Source organism: Streptomyces hyderabadensis (assembly GCF_020404845.1).
GTDB classification, from domain to species: Bacteria; Actinomycetota; Actinomycetes; order Streptomycetales; family Streptomycetaceae; genus Streptomyces; species Streptomyces hyderabadensis.
In genome coordinates this window covers 19,515-35,520 of the sequence record NZ_JAIOJZ010000010.1, presented here as the reverse complement: position 1 = coordinate 35,520, position 16,006 = coordinate 19,515, and the positions used below count along the sequence as shown (strand labels likewise).

The following is a 16,006-nucleotide window of genomic DNA, read 5'->3' as shown; positions in this document are numbered from 1 at the left end:
ATGGCCGACCTCGTCACCGTCGACGACCCCGACGATCCGCGCCTGCACGACTACACCGGCCTGACCGACGTCGAACTGCGGCGCCGCCGCGAACCCGCCGAGGGCCTGTTCATCGCCGAGGGCGAGAAGGTCATCCGCCGGGCCGGCGAGGCGGGCTACGCGATGCGCTCGATGCTGCTGTCCGCCAAATGGGTCGACACCATGCGCGACATCATCGACGAGGCCCCGGCCCCGGTCTACGTCGTCGACCCGGCGCTCGCCGAACGGGTCACCGGCTACCACGTGCACCGCGGCGCGCTCGCCTCGATGCAGCGCAGGCCGCTCCCGACCGCGGCCGGCCTACTGACCACCGCCCGCCGGGTCGTTGTCATGGAGTCCGTCAACGACCACACCAACATCGGTGCGATCTTCCGCTCCGCCGCCGCGCTCGGCATGGACGCGGTCCTGCTCTCCCCGGACTGCGCGGACCCCCTGTACCGGCGCAGCGTCAAGGTCTCGATGGGCGCGGTCTTCTCCGTGCCGTACGCCCGCCTCGACACCTGGCCGGGCGGTCTGGCCGCGGTCGGTGCGGCGGGCTTCACGCTGCTCGCCCTCACCCCCGACGAGCGGGCCGAGCCCCTCGACGCGGTCGCCCCGCACCGCATGGACCGGGTGGCGCTCATGCTGGGCGCCGAGGGCAGCGGACTGACCCGGCGGGCCCTGGCGGCGTCCGACACCTGGGTCCGCATCCCGATGTCCCACGGCGTGGACTCCCTGAACGTGGGCGCGGCGGCAGCGGTCGCCTTCTACGCGGTGACGTCGGGACGCCCCTCGGCGTAGCCGCCTGCGGCGCCCGCGGTGCTCAGCCCCGGGGCGCCCGCTGCCCCGGAAGGGCACCGGCCGGCTCCACCCGCTCCTGCTGCGCCGCCCGCACGCCGCCCCGTTCGTCGCCGAGCCCGCGCGAGGGCCCCTGGCACCCCTGTGCCGCGGCGATGCCCAGCGCGACCAGCAGCGTGACGACCACGAACACGAACAGGCGCTGCCGCAGCAGCCGCGGGTTGGCGGGCCGCCGCCAGCCGGTCCCCGTCGTCCTGGCCCCACCACGGCCGGTTCCGCCGCGCGGTGCGGACCGGGCAGCGTCGTTGCGGGAGGGGTTGCGTCCCGTCGTGTCGCGGGAGGACGGCGTCGGCCGGGACCCGGACCGGGCCCCCGCACCGCCGCCGCGCGCCGGTGCGCCGCCGCGCGAGGGCGTCCCGCCCCGGGCGGGCCCGCCACCGCGCGAGGGAACGGAACCCCGGGACGGTGCGGGTCCCCGCGTCCCCGACGTGCCGCGCGGCGGGGGAGTGCCCTGCGCGCCCGGCCGGCCTTGCGGACGCCGCTGGGCACGCTCCGGGTAGGTGTCGGCGAGCCGCCCGGTGGGCACGTCCGCCTCACCACTGCGCGGCGCGGGCGGCCGTACGTCGGCCATGCCCTGGGCCTCGCGGGCGGCGATCTCCTTGAGCCGCAGCGACAGTTGCAGGGTGCTGGGGCGCTCCTCGGGGTCCTTGGCCAGGCACGCCCGCACCAGCGGGGCGAGCGCGTCCGGGACGCCGTGCAGCTGCGCCTCCTCGTGCACCACGCGGTACAGCATCACCTCGGAACTGCCGTGCCCGAAGGGCGAGTCGCCCATCGACGCGTACGCCAGCGTGGCGCCCAGCGAGAACACGTCCGTGGCCGGTGTGACCGCGGCCCCGCGCACCTGCTCCGGGGCGAGGAACCCGGGGGAGCCGACCGCGGTGCCGACGTGCGTCAGGGTGGAGGCACCGGTGGCCCAGGCGATGCCGAAGTCGATGATCCGCGGCCCCTTCGGGGACAGCAGGATGTTGGACGGCTTCAGGTCCCGGTGCACCACCCCGGCCTCGTGCACGGCGACCAGGCCCTCGGACAGCGCGGCGCCCACGGCCGCCACGTCGGCCGCGCCGAGCGGGCCCCCGTCGACGACCTTGTCGTGCAGGGACGGGCCGGGGACGTACTGCGTGGCGAACCAGGGGCGGTCCGCCTCCAGGTCCGCGGCGACCAGCCGGGCCGTGCAGCCGCCCCGGATGCGCCGGGCCGCCGAGACCTCCCGCGCGAACCGGGACCGGAACTCCTGGTCCTCCGCCAGGTCCGGCCGGATGACCTTCAGCGCGACCCGCTGCCCCTTCTTGTCGGAGCCCAGGTAGACCACGCCCATCCCACCCGCGCCGAGCCGCCTGTGAAGCCTGAACGAGCCGACGACGCGCGGGTCCTCGCGCCTCAGGCGCATCATCGCCATGTTCATCCCCGCTGCCCGGTCCCTGTGACGTGCCACAGCTTACGTTTCCACGGCCGCCCGCGCGCAGAGGCCGCGCCCTCTCGCGACAACGGATTGTCAGTGCCCGGTGCGAGAGTTGAGACGTGGTCAGCGAACGCGTGGCCCAAGCGGCCGGGTCCCGGCGATGATCCCAACGGGCCGCCGGGGCTGGGGGATTGGGGCGGGGAAAGGCGACCGGACGGGCACGGCCGGGGGCGACCGGCAGTGCCCGCGCGCGCACGGCGTGGTGGCGGGCGGAGCGGGCCCCGGGGCGGGGCCGGAGTCGTGCCGGGAGGCGATCGGAGTGAGGGATGTCACCGGACAGCCCGGAGATACCGGGACACGCTGGGCACCCCGTCCGGGAAGACCCCGAGACCCCGCAGCCGGTCTCCACCCAGGGGAGTACTCGGCAGGTGGTGGCTCATCCTCCGGGAGGCCCGGCAATCGGTACGAGGGCATGACGTCCGGCGACGGCCCGACCCATAGATTTGAGGTCAAGCGGCGGGTGCAGCACTCGTCCCCCGAGGTCAGACACCCGCCGCTGCAACGAGACAACGAAACGGTCAGGAGAGGGACCATGGCCCAGACGGTTCCGCGGACGCTGGTCCGTACACGGCAAAGCCGCCGTCAGGGCCGCCGCCACCCCGCGGTGGCGACGCTCATGGCCCTCCCCCTGGCGGTCCTGCTCCTCCTCGTCTTCGACGGGTGGGAGACAGTGGCCACACAGGCGTCGTCCGTGGGTGTGGTGCTGGGGCGCTGAGCGGCGACCCCAGGCCCGGAAGAGCGGTCCGGGCGGGGACATCCATCCATGAAACCCCGTGGGGACGGGGGTGCGGCGGACGGCACAAATGCCGGCGCAGCTGGGGAGCTGCGCCGGCATTGCTTTTCCCCGTGCCGCATCGGGCGGTCAGCACGGCGGCATCCCGCACCGCACCGGGCGGCACGGCGGCTCCCCACACCTGCGTACCCTCACCCACGTGACCACGGACGTCCCCGCCCTGCTGACCGCCCTGACGGCCCGCGTCAGGCAAGCGGCCCACGCCCGCACCGCGGCCTGTCCCTGCGGCGCGGCCACCCTCGCCGACCGCCCCGACGCCACCGTCGTCCGGCACGGGGGCACCGTAGCCAAGGCCCATCCCGCGGACGCCGACCACGCCGAGCTGTCCCTCCGGGTCACGGCGGCCGCCCGGCTCCCCGGCGTCTTCCTGCCCCCGCTCGCCCCGGCCCCCGCGGACCTGCACGGGCGGCTCGTCACGTACTGGCCCTACGGCACACCCGTCGATCCGGAGGATCCGGACGCCGCTCCGTGGGAGTCCGCGGCGACCCTCCTCGCCCGTCTCCACCGCACGCCGGCCCCCGCCGCCGTACCCCCCATGCGCGGCCCCGCGAAGGCGGCCCTGGCCGTGGCCCGCCTCCGGGACACCGCCCCCGGCCACCCCGCCACCGGGCCCGTGCTCGCGGCCTGGGCGGCGCTGCCCGCCTGGGCGCGCGGCGCGGCCGCCATGCCGGACCCGACCACCCTCTGCCACGGCGACCTCCACCTCGGCCAGCTCGTCCGGCACCCCGCGCCCGCCGGACCCTGGCTGCTGATCGACGTCGACGACCTCGGCACCGGCGTCCCGGCCTGGGACCTGGCCCGCCCCGCCGCCTGGTACGCCTGCGGGCTGCTCCCGCCCGAGCAGTGGCACCGCTTCCTCACCGCCTACCGCGCCCGCGGCGGTCCCGCCGTCCCCGCCGACGGCGACCCCTGGCCCGCCCTGGACGTCCCGGCCCGCGCCCTCACCGCGCAGACCGCCGCCCGGGCCGTCACCAAGGCGGTGCTGGCCGACCGGCCGCTGGACGAGGTGGAGCACGCCCTCGTCGACGCGTGCGCGCGCATGGCCGCCGTCCGGCCCGCCGCCCCACGGGGTTGAGCCGAAATTCCGCGAAGTAGGGTGCAACCGACCGGCGGCGGGACAGAGTCTGTCCTGGCGATACGCGAAGCAGGACCGACCGGCGAGGAGTTGAGCCGAGCATGCAGTGCCCCAAGTGCCACGCACCGATGCACACCTACAACCGCAACGGCGTTCAGATCGAGCAGTGCAGCGGCTGCCGCGGCATCTTTCTCGACTACGGCGAGCTGGAGTCCCTGACCCGTCTGGAGGCCCAGTGGTCCCAGCCCGCTCCGCCGGCCCCGCCCGCCGCCCCGCAGGCCTACCCGGCGGCCCAGGCCCCGGCCTGGGGCGCCCCGCAGCACGGCGGCCACGGTCACTACGGCCACCACCGCCAGAAGAGCTTCGGCCGCATGCTCTTCTCCAGCTGATCCGCCGCGCGCGGACCCGTCCCGACGGGCCCGCGCACGACGAAGCCCCCGGCCGTTCGAGACGGCCGGGGGCTTCGCTCCGGGTGGACGATACTGGGATTGAACCAGTGACCTCTTCCGTGTCAGGGAAGCGCTCTCCCGCTGAGCTAATCGTCCTGGGAGTGGTGCGTTACCGCGTGCGCGATACTGGGATTGAACCAGTGACCTCTTCCGTGTCAGGGAAGCGCTCTCCCGCTGAGCTAATCGCGCGGGGATCCTTACGGACCGGTGATCCTAGCGGATCAGTGGACGATACTGGGATTGAACCAGTGACCTCTTCCGTGTCAGGGAAGCGCTCTCCCGCTGAGCTAATCGTCCTTGGAGGTGGAGACGGGATTTGAACCCGTGTAGACGGCTTTGCAGGCCGTTGCCTCGCCTCTCGGCCACTCCACCAGGAGTGTAGGAGGCCCGGGAGGCCCCCTGTTCCTGCGAGCGGACGACGAGGCTCGAACTCGCGACCTCAACCTTGGCAAGGTTGCGCTCTACCAACTGAGCTACGTCCGCCTGTCGGTTCGGTCCGCTTGCGCGTCCCGGCGACGTGATGAACTCTAGCGGATTCCGGGGCCAGCACAAAAACGCGTTTGTGCAGCGTGCTGCGGTGCGTCCGGTCGCGGACCAGGTCAGGGCACCCGGAAGGACACATTCGGGTCACCTCGGGGCCACCGGCCTAGACTCGACAGCGTGCTCGACCTCCCTCCCCTCGCCCGCTTCGGCGACCGCCTCGCCACCGGTCTCCTCGACGTCACGAGCGACCCCGCCGCCCTCGACTCCGAGGGGTTCTGGGCGGTCTGCGCGGACTTCGAAGGCCGCCTGACCTGCGCACGCTTCGCGGACGTACGGACCGGGCCGGTGCCCCCGCCCGTGCCGGGAGCGTGGCGGGGCCCCGCCACCGGCGACTGGACGTCCTCGCTCGACCGCGGTGCGTACACGGCGGGCGTGCGGCGCATCCGCGCGCACATAGCCGCCGGCGAGGTCTACCAGACCAACCTCTGCCGGGTGCTGACGGCGCCCGTCGGCCCCGGCGCCGACGTGGACGCGCTCACCGCCCTGCTGGCCCGCGGCAACCCGGCCCCGTACGCCGGCACGATCCGGCTGCCCGGCCACGGCGTCGAGATCGCCACCGCGTCGCCCGAGCTGTTCCTGCGCCGCAACGGCCGGACGGTCGAGTCCGGACCGATCAAGGGCACCGGCCGGACCGAGGCCGACCTGCTGGAGAAGGACTACGCCGAGAACGTCATGATCGTGGACCTGGTCCGCAACGACCTGGGCCGGGTCTGCGCCACGGGCACGGTCACGGTGCCCGACCTGTGCGCCGTCGAGAAGCACCCCGGCCTCGTCCACCTGGTGTCCACGGTGCGCGGCGAGCTGTCCGCGGACGCCGGCTGGCCGGAGCTGCTCGGCGCCGCCTTCCCGCCCGGGTCCGTCACCGGCGCGCCCAAGTCCAGCGCGCTGCGGATCATCGACGCGCTGGAGACCGCGCCCCGGGGCCCGTACTGCGGGGGCGTCGGCTGGGTCGACGCCGACCGGGGCACCGGCGAGCTGGCCGTCGGCATCCGCACCTTCTGGGTCGACCGGGCCGATGACGGTGCCACGTGGCTGCGCTTCGGCACCGGCGCCGGCATCACCTGGGGCTCCGACCCGGAGGGCGAATGGCGGGAGACCGAACTGAAGGCCTCCCGGCTGCTCGCGGTAGCGTCGGGGACGTACGAGACGAACGGCACGGGAGAGGCGCTGGCGACGTGAAGATCTGGCTCGACGGCGGGTTGCAGGACCTCGGGTCCGCCCGCGTCTCCGTCCTCGACCACGGACTGACCGTGGGCGACGGCATCTTCGAGACGGTGAAGGCGGTGGACGGCAGGCCGTTCGCGCTGACCCGGCACCTGGACCGGCTGACCGGCTCGGCCCGCGGCCTCGGCCTGCCCGACCCGGACCTCGACGAGGTGCGCCGTGCCTGCACCGCCGTCCTCGAGGCCAACCCGATGCCGCTCGGCCGGCTGCGCATCACCTACACCGGCGGCCACGGACCCCTCGGCTCCGACCGCGGAGAGCACGGCCCGACCCTCGTCGTCGCCCTCGGCGAGGCCGCCCGCCGCCCCGACTCCACGGCCGTGATCACCGTGCCGTGGACCCGCAACGAACGCGGCGCGCTCACCGGCCTGAAGACCACCTCCTACGCCGAGAACGTCGTCGCCCTCGCCCGCGCCCGCGAACGCGGTGCCACGGAGGCGCTGTTCGGCAACACGGTGGGACAGCTCTGCGAGGGCACCGGGTCCAACGTGTTCGTCGTCCTGGACGGCGAGATCCACACCCCGCCCCTCGCCTCCGGCTGCCTCGCCGGGATCACCCGCGCCCTGGCCGCCGAGTGGACCGGCGCCCGCGAGACCGATCTCCCGCTGGAGGTACTGGAGCGCGCCGACGAGGTGTTCCTGACCTCGACCCTGCGGGACGTGCAGGCCGTGCACCGCGTCGACGACCGCGCACTGCCGGGCACCCCGGGACCGGTGACCGCCAAGGCCATGCGGATCTTCGCGGAGCGCTCCGGGGACGACCTGGACCCGTAACCCACCGATATTCGGCTGCCGTTCCCGCCGACGGTGGGTAGAACTGCCGTGATGACCACGACACTGCGGCCGACCGAGCCGCTCCAGCGCGCCGCCGACGGGACCCGCTCGCGCCACTACCAGGTGTGCGTGAACAGCCGCCCCGTCGGCGTGCTGCACCTCGGCACCTCGTCCTCCCTCGGCGACTCGGTGGCGGTGATCCACAAGCTGCGCGTCGACGAGCCGGACCGCCGCCGCGGCCGGGGCACGGTGGCCGCGCTCGCCGCGGAGGAGGTGGCGCGCGGCTGGGGCTGCCGGCAGATCGAGGCGGGCGTCGCCGGCGACGCCGAGGCGGGCACCCGGCTCGCGCAGGCCCTCGGCTACGCCCTGCGCAACCGCACCATGACCAAGCCGCTCGGCACCACCCCGCCCGGCCTGCCCGCGGGCTGCGCGGCACGGCCCATGACGCGGGAGGACTTCGCCGCCTGGCGCGCGTACGAGTCGGAGCGGTACGCCCGCACCTGGATGGAGCGGGGCGTGCCCGAGGCCGACGCGCACGCGAAGGCCCGCCGCGATCACGAAGTGCTGCTGCCCCGGGGGCTGGACACCGAGGGCATGCTGTTCAGCGTGCTGGAACACGAGGGCCGGCGGGTCGGGATCCTGTGGCTGGCGCTGCACGAGGACCGGGCCTTCGTCTACGACGTCGAGGCCGACGCGGCCCATCGCGGCCGGGGCCACGGCCGTACGCTGATGCTGCTGGCCGAGGCCCAGGCGATCGCCGCCGGCCGCTCCCGGATCGGCCTCAACGTCTTCGCGGGGAACACCCCGGCCGAGCGGCTCTACGAATCGCTCGGCTACGAAACCACGCGGTACAGCTACAGCAAGCCGCTGCTGTAACGGCGGGCGGCCGGGACCGGTCGTTCAGTCCCGCTGCTCGGCGAGCAGCCGGTTGGCGATCTCCTCGATGCGCCCGCGCAGCCCTTCCTGGCTCTTTCCGCCGTCCAGGCGCTCGCCGCCGATCACGTACGTGGGGGTGCCGGTCACGCCGATCGCCTTGCCCTCGGCCTGGTCCGCGTCGACGATCAGGATGTGCCGGCCGTCGACCAGCGCCGTGTCGAACTCCTCGGCGTCCAGTCCCAGTTCCCGGGCCACCTCGACCAGGAAGGGTTCTCCCGCACGGTCCAGCTCCGGGACCCGGCCGAGCACGGCCTCGGCGTACTCCCAGCCCCGGCCCTGCGCGAAGGCCTCCTCGGCGGCCTGCGCGGCGGCGAAGGCGTGCTTGTGCTTCTCCAGCGGGAAGTGGCGCAGCCGCACGTCCAGACGGTCGCCGTAGCGGGCGCGCAGGGCACGGAGGTCGTCCAGGGCGGTGTGGCAGTCCGGGCACTGCAGCTCGCACCAGACGTCGAGGACGGGCGCGGCGGGACGGGCGGGGGAGGAGTCGCTCATGCCTCCCATCCTCCCAGCCCCCGGCGGACCGCCCCAACCGGCCTCGGACGGTGCCCACCGGCACCTGCGGAGGAGCCGACCCCGAGATCTCCCTGATCTCCCTCCGCCGGCATGGCCCCGCGGCGGGCCGACGGTGCAGGATGGAAGGGACGAAGTACTCATGCCCGACCGAGCCCAGCCCTGGAGGACCGGATGATTGCCGAGACCGTCTGCTCCGCGGTGTCCGCGGCGGGCCTGGGCATCGCGGCGGTCACCGCGTACCGCAAGCGCTTCCTCACCGCCGCCCGCATCGCCGCCTACTCGCTGGTCCCGATCGGCCTGGTGATGACCGGAGTCGTCGAGTGGCTGGCCGACACGGCCTTCAGCCCGGTGGCCTGGGCGGGCTTCGGAGTCCTGGGCGTGTCCTGGGTGCTCTTCATGACCACGCGCGCGGTGGAGCGCCGCCGCGGCGGCACCCGCAAGGAGCGCAAGGAGGCCCGGGCCGCGGCCCGGCGCGACGCGGTGGCTCCGGGCGCCTCCGCCCCCTCCCTGGGGGCCGGCTCCCGTCCGGCCGCCGAGCCCGCGTCGAGGCCGGCGAAGGCCTCGCGTGGCGGTGACGACGACTTCAGCGACATCGAGGCCATCCTCAAGAAGCACGGCATATGACGGCCGCGGGCCGGGCTTGAAACGACACAGCGGTCCGAGGCCGACAGCGCGTGTTCCGGAATGATCACGATCCGACCGGACATTGCGACATTCAACCAACACCTGGTCGTAGCGGGCGTGTTGATCGCGTAGACCCCGTCCGCTGCGTCATCATCGCGGCGAGATGCCGGACACCACTCAGCTGGATTCCCAGCTGGACACGAGACAGAGCGAAGCCGCACGGGTGCCAGACGAACCGCGCGGCTGCCTCTTCGCCCTATCCCAGCCACCGCTGATGATCTTCCTGGCGGTGATCGGGTGTCTGCTGCTCATGGCTTCGTTGCACGATCTGCTGTTGCTGTGAGCCGTACCCGCGCTCCCCGGCGCCACCCGCCGGGGGCCGCGTCGCGTTCCGAGGGGCCCGGGATCCGAGCAGCACGGGATCCGAGGGGCCCGGGATCAGCCCGCCGCCTCCTTGCGCCGGGCCCGGTACGCGGCCACGTGCAGGCGGTTCCCGCAGGTGCGGCTGTCGCAGTACCGCCGCGATCGGTTCCGGGAGAGGTCGACGAAGGCGCGCCGGCAGTCGGGCGCCTCGCACCGCCGCAGCCGCTCCTGCTCCCCGGCCACCACGAAGAACGCCAGGGCCATCCCGCAGTCCGCGGTGAGGTGGTCCGCGACGGAGGCGCCGGGCGCGAAGTAGTGGATGTGCCAGTCGTAGCCGTCGTGGTCGGTGAGCCGGGGCGTGGTGCCCGCGGCGGCGACCAGGTCGTTGATCAGCCCCGCGGCGGTCCGGGCGTCGGGAGCGGCGAAGACCGCCGCGAACCGTCCGCGGATGCCCCGCACCGCCGTGAGGTCGAGGTCCGTGAGCACGCCGACGTCGCTGATTTCGTGCGTTCCCACGAATTCCTGGAGGGCCGCGACGTCCGGCAGCCCGTCCGGGGCCGACTCGTCCTCCGGCACGGTGTTCACCAGATCCACCACGGTGTCGAGCGCGCACCGGGTGTCGTGGGTGATCAGCACGTTTCGTCTCCCTGGCCTGGGGGTCGGGCGGGCGCCCGCCGATGCTGGCCGATGGTAGTGGCCGGCGCGACGGGCGAACCGGCCGTGATCCGGTCCCGGTCGGCGATTGCCCCGAAGACTGCCCTTTCAACGGCGGCCGGCCCGCCTTCGTTCCCGGGGCCGCGCACGCAGCGGCGCCGCCCCCGCGGAGATCCGCGGCGACGACGCCGTCGTGTGCCGTATGCGGTTGTCCGGGCCCGTGCCGTCACCCCGAGTCGACGGCGACGGGCGGCTTCACGCGGGGCCCCGCCCTAGCTTTCCGCCAGGATGTGCGAGAGCTCCTGATCGAGATCGAAGTGCCGGTGCTCCGTGCCGGGGGGCACGGCGGCGTCTGTGCGCTTCAGGAAGGACTCCAGGGCCCGCGCCGGGGCCTCCAGCAGTGCTTCGCCCTCCGGGGAGCTGAGAGCGATGCACACGACGCCCTGGCCGTGACTGCGGGACGGCCAGACACGGACGTCGCCGGTGCCTGTGGGGCGGTGGAGACCTTCGGCGAGGAGGTCGCGGGCGAACACCCACTCGACGGTCTCCTCGGCTCCGGTGTGGAAGGTGGCGTGCACGGCGTAGGGGTCGGCCGTGTCGTACCGCAGGCCTGCGGGGACAGGCAGGGAGGACTCGCTCGACACAACGAGGCGCAGGTGCAGCTCGCAGCTGACCGTGGTGTTCATAAGCGCCAGGGCCTTTCGCTCAGTGTGCGCTCGGGGATTCGCACGTCGGCGAAATCGACATGCCACCTACGGTGCCGTTGTAAACCCCTCTGAGTGTTTTGCGTGTGTTTACGTAACTCTTCCGGCCGAGAGATCGTTCGGGTCGTACGCCCATTCCGGTGACAGGTTTCGCTCCGGTAGTGTTTGGCCGTATGAACACGGGGAGTAACAAGCCCGGCGAGGCGGCCGTGGCGGCAGACCGTACGGGGACGGACGAGGCCACGGCCGAGCGGGCGCTCGGTTCGCGGGCACCGGAATTCATCAGGGCGCGCCGTGCGCTGCACCTGAGCTGGCAGGTCGGCGTCTTCATCGTCGGCCTCGCGGTCGTGGTGGCCGGCATCATCATGCTGCCGCTGCCCGGTCCGGGCTGGGTGGTGATCTTCGGCGGCATGGCCATCTGGGCGACCGAGTTCGTCTGGGCCCAGCTGGTGCTGCGCTGGACCAAGCGCAAGGTCACCGAGGCGGCGCAGCGCGCCCTCGACCCGAAGGTGCGGCGCCGGAACATCATCCTGACCTCGATCGGCGTGGTGATCATCGCCGTGCTGGCCGGGATCTACCTCTGGAAGTTCGGCCTCGAGATGCCCTGGAAGATCAAGGACCAGTGATCGTCCGCGGGGGTCGCTCCGTCGCGGCCCCCGTTGGTCACCGGCGCCTCTGACATGGGGTAATGTTCTTCCTGCGTCCGGGCGATTAGCTCAGTGGGAGAGCGCTTCGTTCACACCGAAGAGGTCACTGGTTCGAACCCAGTATCGCCCACCGGAATCAGGCGGCCCGGCTCACGATCGTGAGCCGGGCCGCTTTCGTGTGCGGCCCTCCCGGCGTCCGGGCATTCCGCTTCCGCCCGCCGTCACCTCCGCTCACCGTCACCCAACCGTGACCTGCGCTGCCGGGGCGCTCCGCGACCACACCGACGTTCGGCCGGTCGGTCGCGCCACGCCGACCTGTGGGTTCTCCCGGCCGCCGAACGGTGCGTCCGCCATGGGTGTCCCGGGCCGGTCGGGGCGTGCCCATCAATTCCTGTCCGAATCATTGACGCACCCCTGGCCCCTCCGTACCTTGTGCCAGCAAGCGCTTACTTGAAACGATTCATGAGGCGGACGCGACGTCGCGGGGAGGCTCGTATGCAGCAGGGCGGAAATGCGGAGCGGCAGGCCGGGAGGCGGACGATCCTCAAGGCGGCGGGGGCCTCGCTGGCCGTCGCGGGCCTGGGCGCCACGGCCACCGCGTGCGGCGGCGGCAGCGGCTCGGGAGACGGAACGGTGACGATCCGTTACTCCTGGTGGGGTGCCGAGGACCGGGCGGAACGCATCAACAAGACCATCGCGCTCTTCGAGAAGAAGTATCCGAAGATCAAGGTCAAGACTGACTTCCAGCCGTACACCGACTTCTGGAAGAAGTTCAACACACAGGCCTCCGGAGGCAATCCACCGGACGTCTTCCAGAATGCCATCGGATTTCTCCGCAAATACGATGCCAAGAATGTGCTGCTCGACCTCGGCGAGCAGGTGAAGGCGGGCAACCTCGCCATGGACGGATTCCGCGCCGGCCTGGAGAAGTTCGGCGAGATCGACGGCAAACTCCTCGGCGTGCCGGTCGGTTCCAACTCGATGGCCCTGGTCATCGACAAGCCCGTCTACACCCGGGCCGGCATCAAGCCCGAACAGGGCTGGACCTGGGACGACTTCGACGAGGCGATGACGAAGGTCCGGGACAGGACCGGCCGGGCCGGCGACAGCGGCATGTACGGCGTGATGTACCTCTACGACCTGTACCTGCGTCAGAACGGCAAGGCGTTCTTCACCGAGGACGGACTCGGCTTCACCGAGGCGGACCTGACCACCTGGTGGACCAAGGCGGAGAAGGACGTGAAGTCCGGCCTCTTCGCCGACCCCAAGAAGGTCGCCCAGATCAAGCCCAAGTCGGCACTGTCCGCGGAACTCGCCGGCAGCGAGTTCACCTGGGACAACTTCACCGTCCGCTACACCTCCGAGGGCAAGAGCGAGTACGGACTCGCGCCGATCCCCACCACGGACGGCAAGCGGACCGGCCAGTACCTGGGCTCCCTGATGCTCAGCGCCTACAAGCGCACCCAGCACCCCAAGGAGGTCGCCCAGTTCATCGACTTCATGGTCCACGACCCCGAGGTCGCCAAGATCATGGGCTACGACCGGGGCGTCCCCACGACCCAGGCCCAGTACGACGCGTACAAGCCGACCGACCCGGTCAACAAGGCCATCGCCGCCTACGAGGAGTCACTCGTGGAGGCCGGCGTCCTGGAGCAGATCACCCCGCACCCGAACGGGGCCGACATCTGCGAGGCCGCGTTCCTGCGCATCGCGGAGGAGATGGCGCTCGGCTCGCGGTCCGTCGAGGAGGCCGTCGAGCAGTTCTTCACCGAGTCGAAGACGGTCCTCGCCGGCTGATGGGAAGCGCCGTGACACACGCCCCCGCACTGGACGGCCGGGCGGACCCGGAGCCGCGGCACGGTCCGGCGACGTCCCCGCGCCCCGCCGGGCCGAAGCAGCGCAGGCGCCGGGAGAACCTGGCCGGATACCTCTTCATGTCCCCCTGGATCGCCGGGTTCCTGCTGCTGACCGCGGGCCCGATGGTCGCCTCGCTCTACTTCGCGTTCACCGACTACAACCTCTTCGACGCCCCCCGCTGGATCGGCCTGGACAACTTCGCCGAGATGTTCGGCGACCCGCGCTGGCGCCATTCGGTCCGCATCACCCTGTGGTACGTCGTGGTCGGCACCCCGATCAAGCTGATCGCGGCGCTGGGTGTCGCGCTGCTGCTGGCCCAGAAGCGGCGCGGACAGGCCTTCTACCGGGCTGCGTTCTACGCCCCGTCGCTGATCGGTGCGAGCGTGTCCGTCGCCATCGTCTGGAAGGCGATCTTCTCGGACGACGCGGTCGTCGACCGCACCCAGCAGCTCTTCGGGATCGGTGCCGGCGGCTGGACCGGTGACCCGGAGCTGATCATCTACAGCCTGGTGGCGCTCACCGTCTGGCAGTTCGGCGCCCCGATGGTCATCTTCCTGGCCGGTCTGAAACAGGTGCCGCGCGAGCTGTACGAGGCCGCCGACGTGGACGGCGCGGGGAAGCTGCGGCAGTTCTGGAACATCACCCTGCCGATGATCTCCCCGGTCCTCTTCTTCAACGTCCTGCTGGAGACCATCCACTCCTTCCAGATCTTCAGCTCGGCCTACATCGTCGGCGGCGGCGCCGGAGGCAACGCCTGCGGCCCGGCCGACGGCACGATGGTCTACACCTGCTACCTGTACGTCCAGGGCTTCGAGAACAGCCGCATGGGCCTGGCCTCCGCCATGGCGTGGATGCTGCTGGTCGCGGTCGCCCTGGTCACCGCGGTGCTGTTCTGGTCCCAGAAGCGCTGGGTGCACTACGAGGAGGGCGGCCGATGAGCGCGCAGGCCACCGACGTCACACCCGTCACCGACGCCCCACCGCCCAGGTCCGCCAGGGCGGCCGTGCTCCGGCGCCGCCTGCCCGGGTCGCTCGCCTGGCACCTCGGGTCGCTGGCGATCCTCGCCGTGATCCTCTACCCGGTGCTCTGGGTGATCGGCGGCTCCTTCAAGGAGAGCGGCGACATCGTCGGCAGCCTGGACCTCTTCCCGGGCGACCCGATCACGGACAACTACACGAGCCTCGCCGACGGCATCGCGGACATCTCGATCTCCACGTTCTTCGTCAACTCGCTCTTCCTCGCCGTAGGTTCCGTGATCGGCATCGTGGTGTCCTGCTCGCTGACCGCGTACGCCTTCGCGAAGATCAGGTTCGCCGGCCGCAACCTGCTCTTCACACTGATGATCGGCACGCTGCTGCTGCCCTACCACGTGCTGCTGATCCCGCAGTACGTGCTCTTCCGCAACCTGGACATGATCAACACGTACACCCCGCTCCTGCTGGGGAAGTACCTGGCCACCGAGGCGTTCTTCGTCTTCCTGATGGTGCAGTTCATGCGGAACCTGCCCAGGGAACTGGACGAGGCCGCCCGGCTCGACGGCTGCGGGCACTTCCGCATCTACTGGTCGATCGTGCTCCCGCTGTGCCGCCCCGCGCTGATCACCAGCGCGATCTTCACCTTCATCAACTCCTGGAACGACTTCATGGGCCCGCTGATCTACCTCAACGAGCCCGGCAAGTACACGATCTCCCTCGGCCTGAAGATGTTCGTGGACCAGGAGGGCCTGGCCAACTACGGCGGCATGATCGCCATGTCACTGGTCGCCCTGCTGCCGGTCCTCGCCTTCTTCCTGGCCTTCCAGCGCTATCTGATCGACGGCATGGCGACGTCCGGCCTGAAGGGCTGAGGTGACATTCCGATGACCGAAGCGCGTGCCGGGGCCCGGCCGGGACCGGGGGAGTCCCGGTTCTCCCAGGGCTTCGCCCTGTTCGCCGAGTGCCTGCTCACCGGCGTGTGGATCGCGGTGGCGGCCCTGGGGCTGGTCACCTACCCCGCCGCCTTCGCGGCCGGCGCGCGGCACCTCGGCCGTCGGCTGGCCCACGAGCGGGGCGGCTGGCGGGAGTTCACCGCCGACTTCCGGGCGGCGGTGCGCCACGGCTGGCTCGTCGGGGTCGCCGGCTGGGCCGCCCTGGCGGTGGTGTGGGTGGACGTGCGGGCCGTCCGGGACGGTCTGCCCGGCGGACCGCTGGTCGGCACCGTCGGCGTCCTCGCCCTGATCGCCGCGGCCGTCGCGGGACTGCGCGCGGCGGCGGCCTGGCACCCCGGCGCCTCCTGGCGGGCGCTGCTCGCGCGGGCGGGCCGCCGGACCCTGCGCGACCCCGCCGGTTCGCTCCTCCTCGTCGGCGGGCTGGCCGTCGTGGTCTGCTCCGCCTGGTTCAGCGCACCGCTGGCCGTCGCCGTCCTCGGCGCGGTGGCCGCGGCGGCCGTCGCGGTGGAGGAGCGCTACCGGCGTCGTTGATCCCGGGGCGGTCCCGTGCCGGCCGCCCCCCCGCCCAGGTCGGCGCTCCGGTGCCGCACCT

18 protein-coding genes and 6 tRNA genes are annotated in these 16,006 nt (G+C 72.3%); 15 read left to right on the top strand and 9 right to left on the bottom strand.

The features are described 5' to 3' along the window. Positions 1–819, top strand: coding sequence for a TrmH family RNA methyltransferase (locus tag K7854_RS10310; RefSeq protein WP_226026096.1), 819 nt, complete (start codon positions 1–3; stop codon positions 817–819). A gap of 22 nt (positions 820–841) precedes the next feature. Here the strand turns inward: K7854_RS10310 and K7854_RS10305 are convergent, their stop codons facing one another. Beyond that, complete coding sequence (locus K7854_RS10305; protein WP_226026191.1) at positions 842–2,278, bottom strand: serine/threonine-protein kinase; 1,437 nt, start codon at positions 2,276–2,278, stop codon at positions 842–844. A gap of 589 nt (positions 2,279–2,867) precedes the next feature. On the opposite strand from K7854_RS10305, the gene K7854_RS10300 reads away from it, so the two are divergent. From K7854_RS10300 to K7854_RS10290, 3 genes are all read left to right on the top strand, one after another. Next, positions 2,868–3,050 (top strand): hypothetical protein, encoded by a 183-nt coding sequence (locus K7854_RS10300; RefSeq protein WP_052837821.1) that lies wholly within the window; start codon positions 2,868–2,870, stop codon positions 3,048–3,050. Positions 3,051–3,267: 217 nt separating this feature from the next. Next, positions 3,268–4,203 carry a phosphotransferase gene (locus K7854_RS10295; protein WP_226026095.1) on the top strand — a complete coding sequence of 312 codons (936 nt, stop codon included), beginning with the start codon at positions 3,268–3,270 and terminating at the stop codon, positions 4,201–4,203. Between the two features lie 101 nt (positions 4,204–4,304). Further along, a complete protein-coding gene (locus K7854_RS10290) occupies positions 4,305–4,592 on the top strand; it encodes a TFIIB-type zinc ribbon-containing protein (RefSeq protein WP_087810305.1) in 288 nt (95 codons plus the stop codon). Between the two features lie 84 nt (positions 4,593–4,676). Here K7854_RS10290 and K7854_RS10285 read toward each other — a convergent pair. The 5 genes from K7854_RS10285 to K7854_RS10265 form a co-directional block, all read right to left on the bottom strand. Beyond that, positions 4,677–4,748 (bottom strand) — tRNA-Val (locus K7854_RS10285). A 21-nt stretch (positions 4,749–4,769) separates the two neighbouring features. Further along, a tRNA-Val gene (locus K7854_RS10280) sits at positions 4,770–4,841 on the bottom strand. Between the two features lie 36 nt (positions 4,842–4,877). Continuing rightward, a tRNA-Val gene (locus tag K7854_RS10275) sits at positions 4,878–4,949 on the bottom strand. Position 4,950: 1 nt separating this feature from the next. Next, positions 4,951–5,024 (bottom strand) — tRNA-Cys (locus K7854_RS10270). 38 nt (positions 5,025–5,062) lie between these two features. After that, a tRNA-Gly gene (locus K7854_RS10265) sits at positions 5,063–5,135 on the bottom strand. A 177-nt stretch (positions 5,136–5,312) separates the two neighbouring features. Here K7854_RS10265 and K7854_RS10260 point away from each other — a divergent pair. The 3 genes from K7854_RS10260 to K7854_RS10250 are packed head-to-tail and all read left to right on the top strand — an operon-like array spanning position 5,313 to position 8,068. Then, positions 5,313–6,374: a chorismate-binding protein gene (locus K7854_RS10260; RefSeq protein ID WP_226026094.1), complete on the top strand. Its 1,062-nt coding sequence runs from the start codon at positions 5,313–5,315 to the stop codon at positions 6,372–6,374. Next, positions 6,371–7,192, top strand: a complete 822-nt coding sequence (locus K7854_RS10255; protein ID WP_226026093.1) for an aminotransferase class IV — start codon at positions 6,371–6,373, stop codon at positions 7,190–7,192. The genes K7854_RS10260 and K7854_RS10255 overlap by 4 nt, the downstream gene beginning before the upstream one ends. Before the next feature lie 51 nt (positions 7,193–7,243). Next, a complete protein-coding gene (locus K7854_RS10250; RefSeq protein WP_226026092.1) occupies positions 7,244–8,068 on the top strand; it encodes a GNAT family N-acetyltransferase in 825 nt (274 codons plus the stop codon). A 24-nt stretch (positions 8,069–8,092) separates the two neighbouring features. Here K7854_RS10250 and K7854_RS10245 read toward each other — a convergent pair whose 3' ends face one another. Further along, entirely contained in the window at positions 8,093–8,617 is a 525-nt protein-coding gene (locus tag K7854_RS10245; protein ID WP_226026091.1) for a DsbA family protein, read from the bottom strand. Between the two features lie 192 nt (positions 8,618–8,809). Between K7854_RS10245 and K7854_RS10240 the strand changes: the two genes are divergently transcribed. After that, positions 8,810–9,262, top strand: coding sequence for a hypothetical protein (locus K7854_RS10240; protein ID WP_226026090.1), 453 nt, complete (start codon positions 8,810–8,812; stop codon positions 9,260–9,262). A 163-nt stretch (positions 9,263–9,425) separates the two neighbouring features. Next, positions 9,426–9,605, top strand: a complete 180-nt coding sequence (locus K7854_RS10235) for a hypothetical protein (RefSeq protein ID WP_226026089.1) — start codon at positions 9,426–9,428, stop codon at positions 9,603–9,605. A gap of 95 nt (positions 9,606–9,700) precedes the next feature. Here K7854_RS10235 and K7854_RS10230 read toward each other — a convergent pair whose 3' ends face one another. Together K7854_RS10230 and K7854_RS10225 are read right to left on the bottom strand one after the other, a co-directional pair. Beyond that, positions 9,701–10,261 (bottom strand): CGNR zinc finger domain-containing protein, encoded by a 561-nt coding sequence (locus K7854_RS10230; protein ID WP_226026088.1) that lies wholly within the window; start codon positions 10,259–10,261, stop codon positions 9,701–9,703. 290 nt (positions 10,262–10,551) lie between these two features. Further along, positions 10,552–10,965, bottom strand: coding sequence for an SsgA family sporulation/cell division regulator (locus tag K7854_RS10225; RefSeq protein WP_004002642.1), 414 nt, complete (start codon positions 10,963–10,965; stop codon positions 10,552–10,554). Positions 10,966–11,156: 191 nt separating this feature from the next. On the opposite strand from K7854_RS10225, the gene K7854_RS10220 reads away from it, so the two are divergent. The 6 genes from K7854_RS10220 (at position 11,157) to K7854_RS10195 (ending at position 15,945) form a co-directional block, all read left to right on the top strand. Then, a complete protein-coding gene (locus tag K7854_RS10220; protein WP_127894349.1) occupies positions 11,157–11,609 on the top strand; it encodes a TIGR02611 family protein in 453 nt (150 codons plus the stop codon). A 79-nt stretch (positions 11,610–11,688) separates the two neighbouring features. Further along, positions 11,689–11,760, top strand: a tRNA-Val gene (locus tag K7854_RS10215). Positions 11,761–12,125: 365 nt separating this feature from the next. Further along, positions 12,126–13,427, top strand: a complete 1,302-nt coding sequence (locus K7854_RS10210; RefSeq protein ID WP_226026087.1) for an ABC transporter substrate-binding protein — start codon at positions 12,126–12,128, stop codon at positions 13,425–13,427. Next, a complete protein-coding gene (locus K7854_RS10205) occupies positions 13,427–14,425 on the top strand; it encodes a carbohydrate ABC transporter permease (RefSeq protein WP_226026086.1) in 999 nt (332 codons plus the stop codon). Before K7854_RS10210 ends, K7854_RS10205 begins: the two co-directional genes overlap by 1 nt. Then, entirely contained in the window at positions 14,422–15,333 is a 912-nt protein-coding gene (locus K7854_RS10200; protein ID WP_226026085.1) for a carbohydrate ABC transporter permease, read from the top strand. Before K7854_RS10205 ends, K7854_RS10200 begins: the two co-directional genes overlap by 4 nt. A gap of 12 nt (positions 15,334–15,345) precedes the next feature. Next, positions 15,346–15,945: a hypothetical protein gene (locus tag K7854_RS10195; RefSeq protein ID WP_226026084.1), complete on the top strand. Its 600-nt coding sequence runs from the start codon at positions 15,346–15,348 to the stop codon at positions 15,943–15,945. Positions 15,946–16,006 lie beyond the last annotated feature (61 nt).

Excerpts from the sequence above, each read along its gene's own strand:
- K7854_RS10290 (WP_087810305.1), top strand. The coding sequence starts at position 4,305 with ATGCAGTGCCCCAAGTGCCACGCACCGATGCACACCTACAACCGCAAC.
- K7854_RS10220 (WP_127894349.1), top strand. The coding sequence starts at position 11,157 with ATGAACACGGGGAGTAACAAGCCCGGCGAGGCGGCCGTGGCGGCAGAC.
- K7854_RS10300 (WP_052837821.1), top strand. The coding sequence starts at position 2,868 with ATGGCCCAGACGGTTCCGCGGACGCTGGTCCGTACACGGCAAAGCCGC.
- K7854_RS10195 (WP_226026084.1), top strand. The coding sequence starts at position 15,346 with ATGACCGAAGCGCGTGCCGGGGCCCGGCCGGGACCGGGGGAGTCCCGG.
- K7854_RS10310 (WP_226026096.1), top strand. The coding sequence starts at position 1 with ATGGCCGACCTCGTCACCGTCGACGACCCCGACGATCCGCGCCTGCAC.
- K7854_RS10200 (WP_226026085.1), top strand. The coding sequence starts at position 14,422 with ATGAGCGCGCAGGCCACCGACGTCACACCCGTCACCGACGCCCCACCG.
- K7854_RS10225 (WP_004002642.1), bottom strand. The coding sequence starts at position 10,965 with ATGAACACCACGGTCAGCTGCGAGCTGCACCTGCGCCTCGTTGTGTCG.
- K7854_RS10250 (WP_226026092.1), top strand. The coding sequence starts at position 7,244 with ATGACCACGACACTGCGGCCGACCGAGCCGCTCCAGCGCGCCGCCGAC.
- K7854_RS10245 (WP_226026091.1), bottom strand. The coding sequence starts at position 8,617 with ATGAGCGACTCCTCCCCCGCCCGTCCCGCCGCGCCCGTCCTCGACGTC.
- K7854_RS10240 (WP_226026090.1), top strand. The coding sequence starts at position 8,810 with ATGATTGCCGAGACCGTCTGCTCCGCGGTGTCCGCGGCGGGCCTGGGC.
- K7854_RS10205 (WP_226026086.1), top strand. The coding sequence starts at position 13,427 with ATGGGAAGCGCCGTGACACACGCCCCCGCACTGGACGGCCGGGCGGAC.
- K7854_RS10235 (WP_226026089.1), top strand. The coding sequence starts at position 9,426 with ATGCCGGACACCACTCAGCTGGATTCCCAGCTGGACACGAGACAGAGC.
- K7854_RS10210 (WP_226026087.1), top strand. The coding sequence starts at position 12,126 with ATGCAGCAGGGCGGAAATGCGGAGCGGCAGGCCGGGAGGCGGACGATC.
- K7854_RS10305 (WP_226026191.1), bottom strand. The coding sequence starts at position 2,278 with ATGAACATGGCGATGATGCGCCTGAGGCGCGAGGACCCGCGCGTCGTC.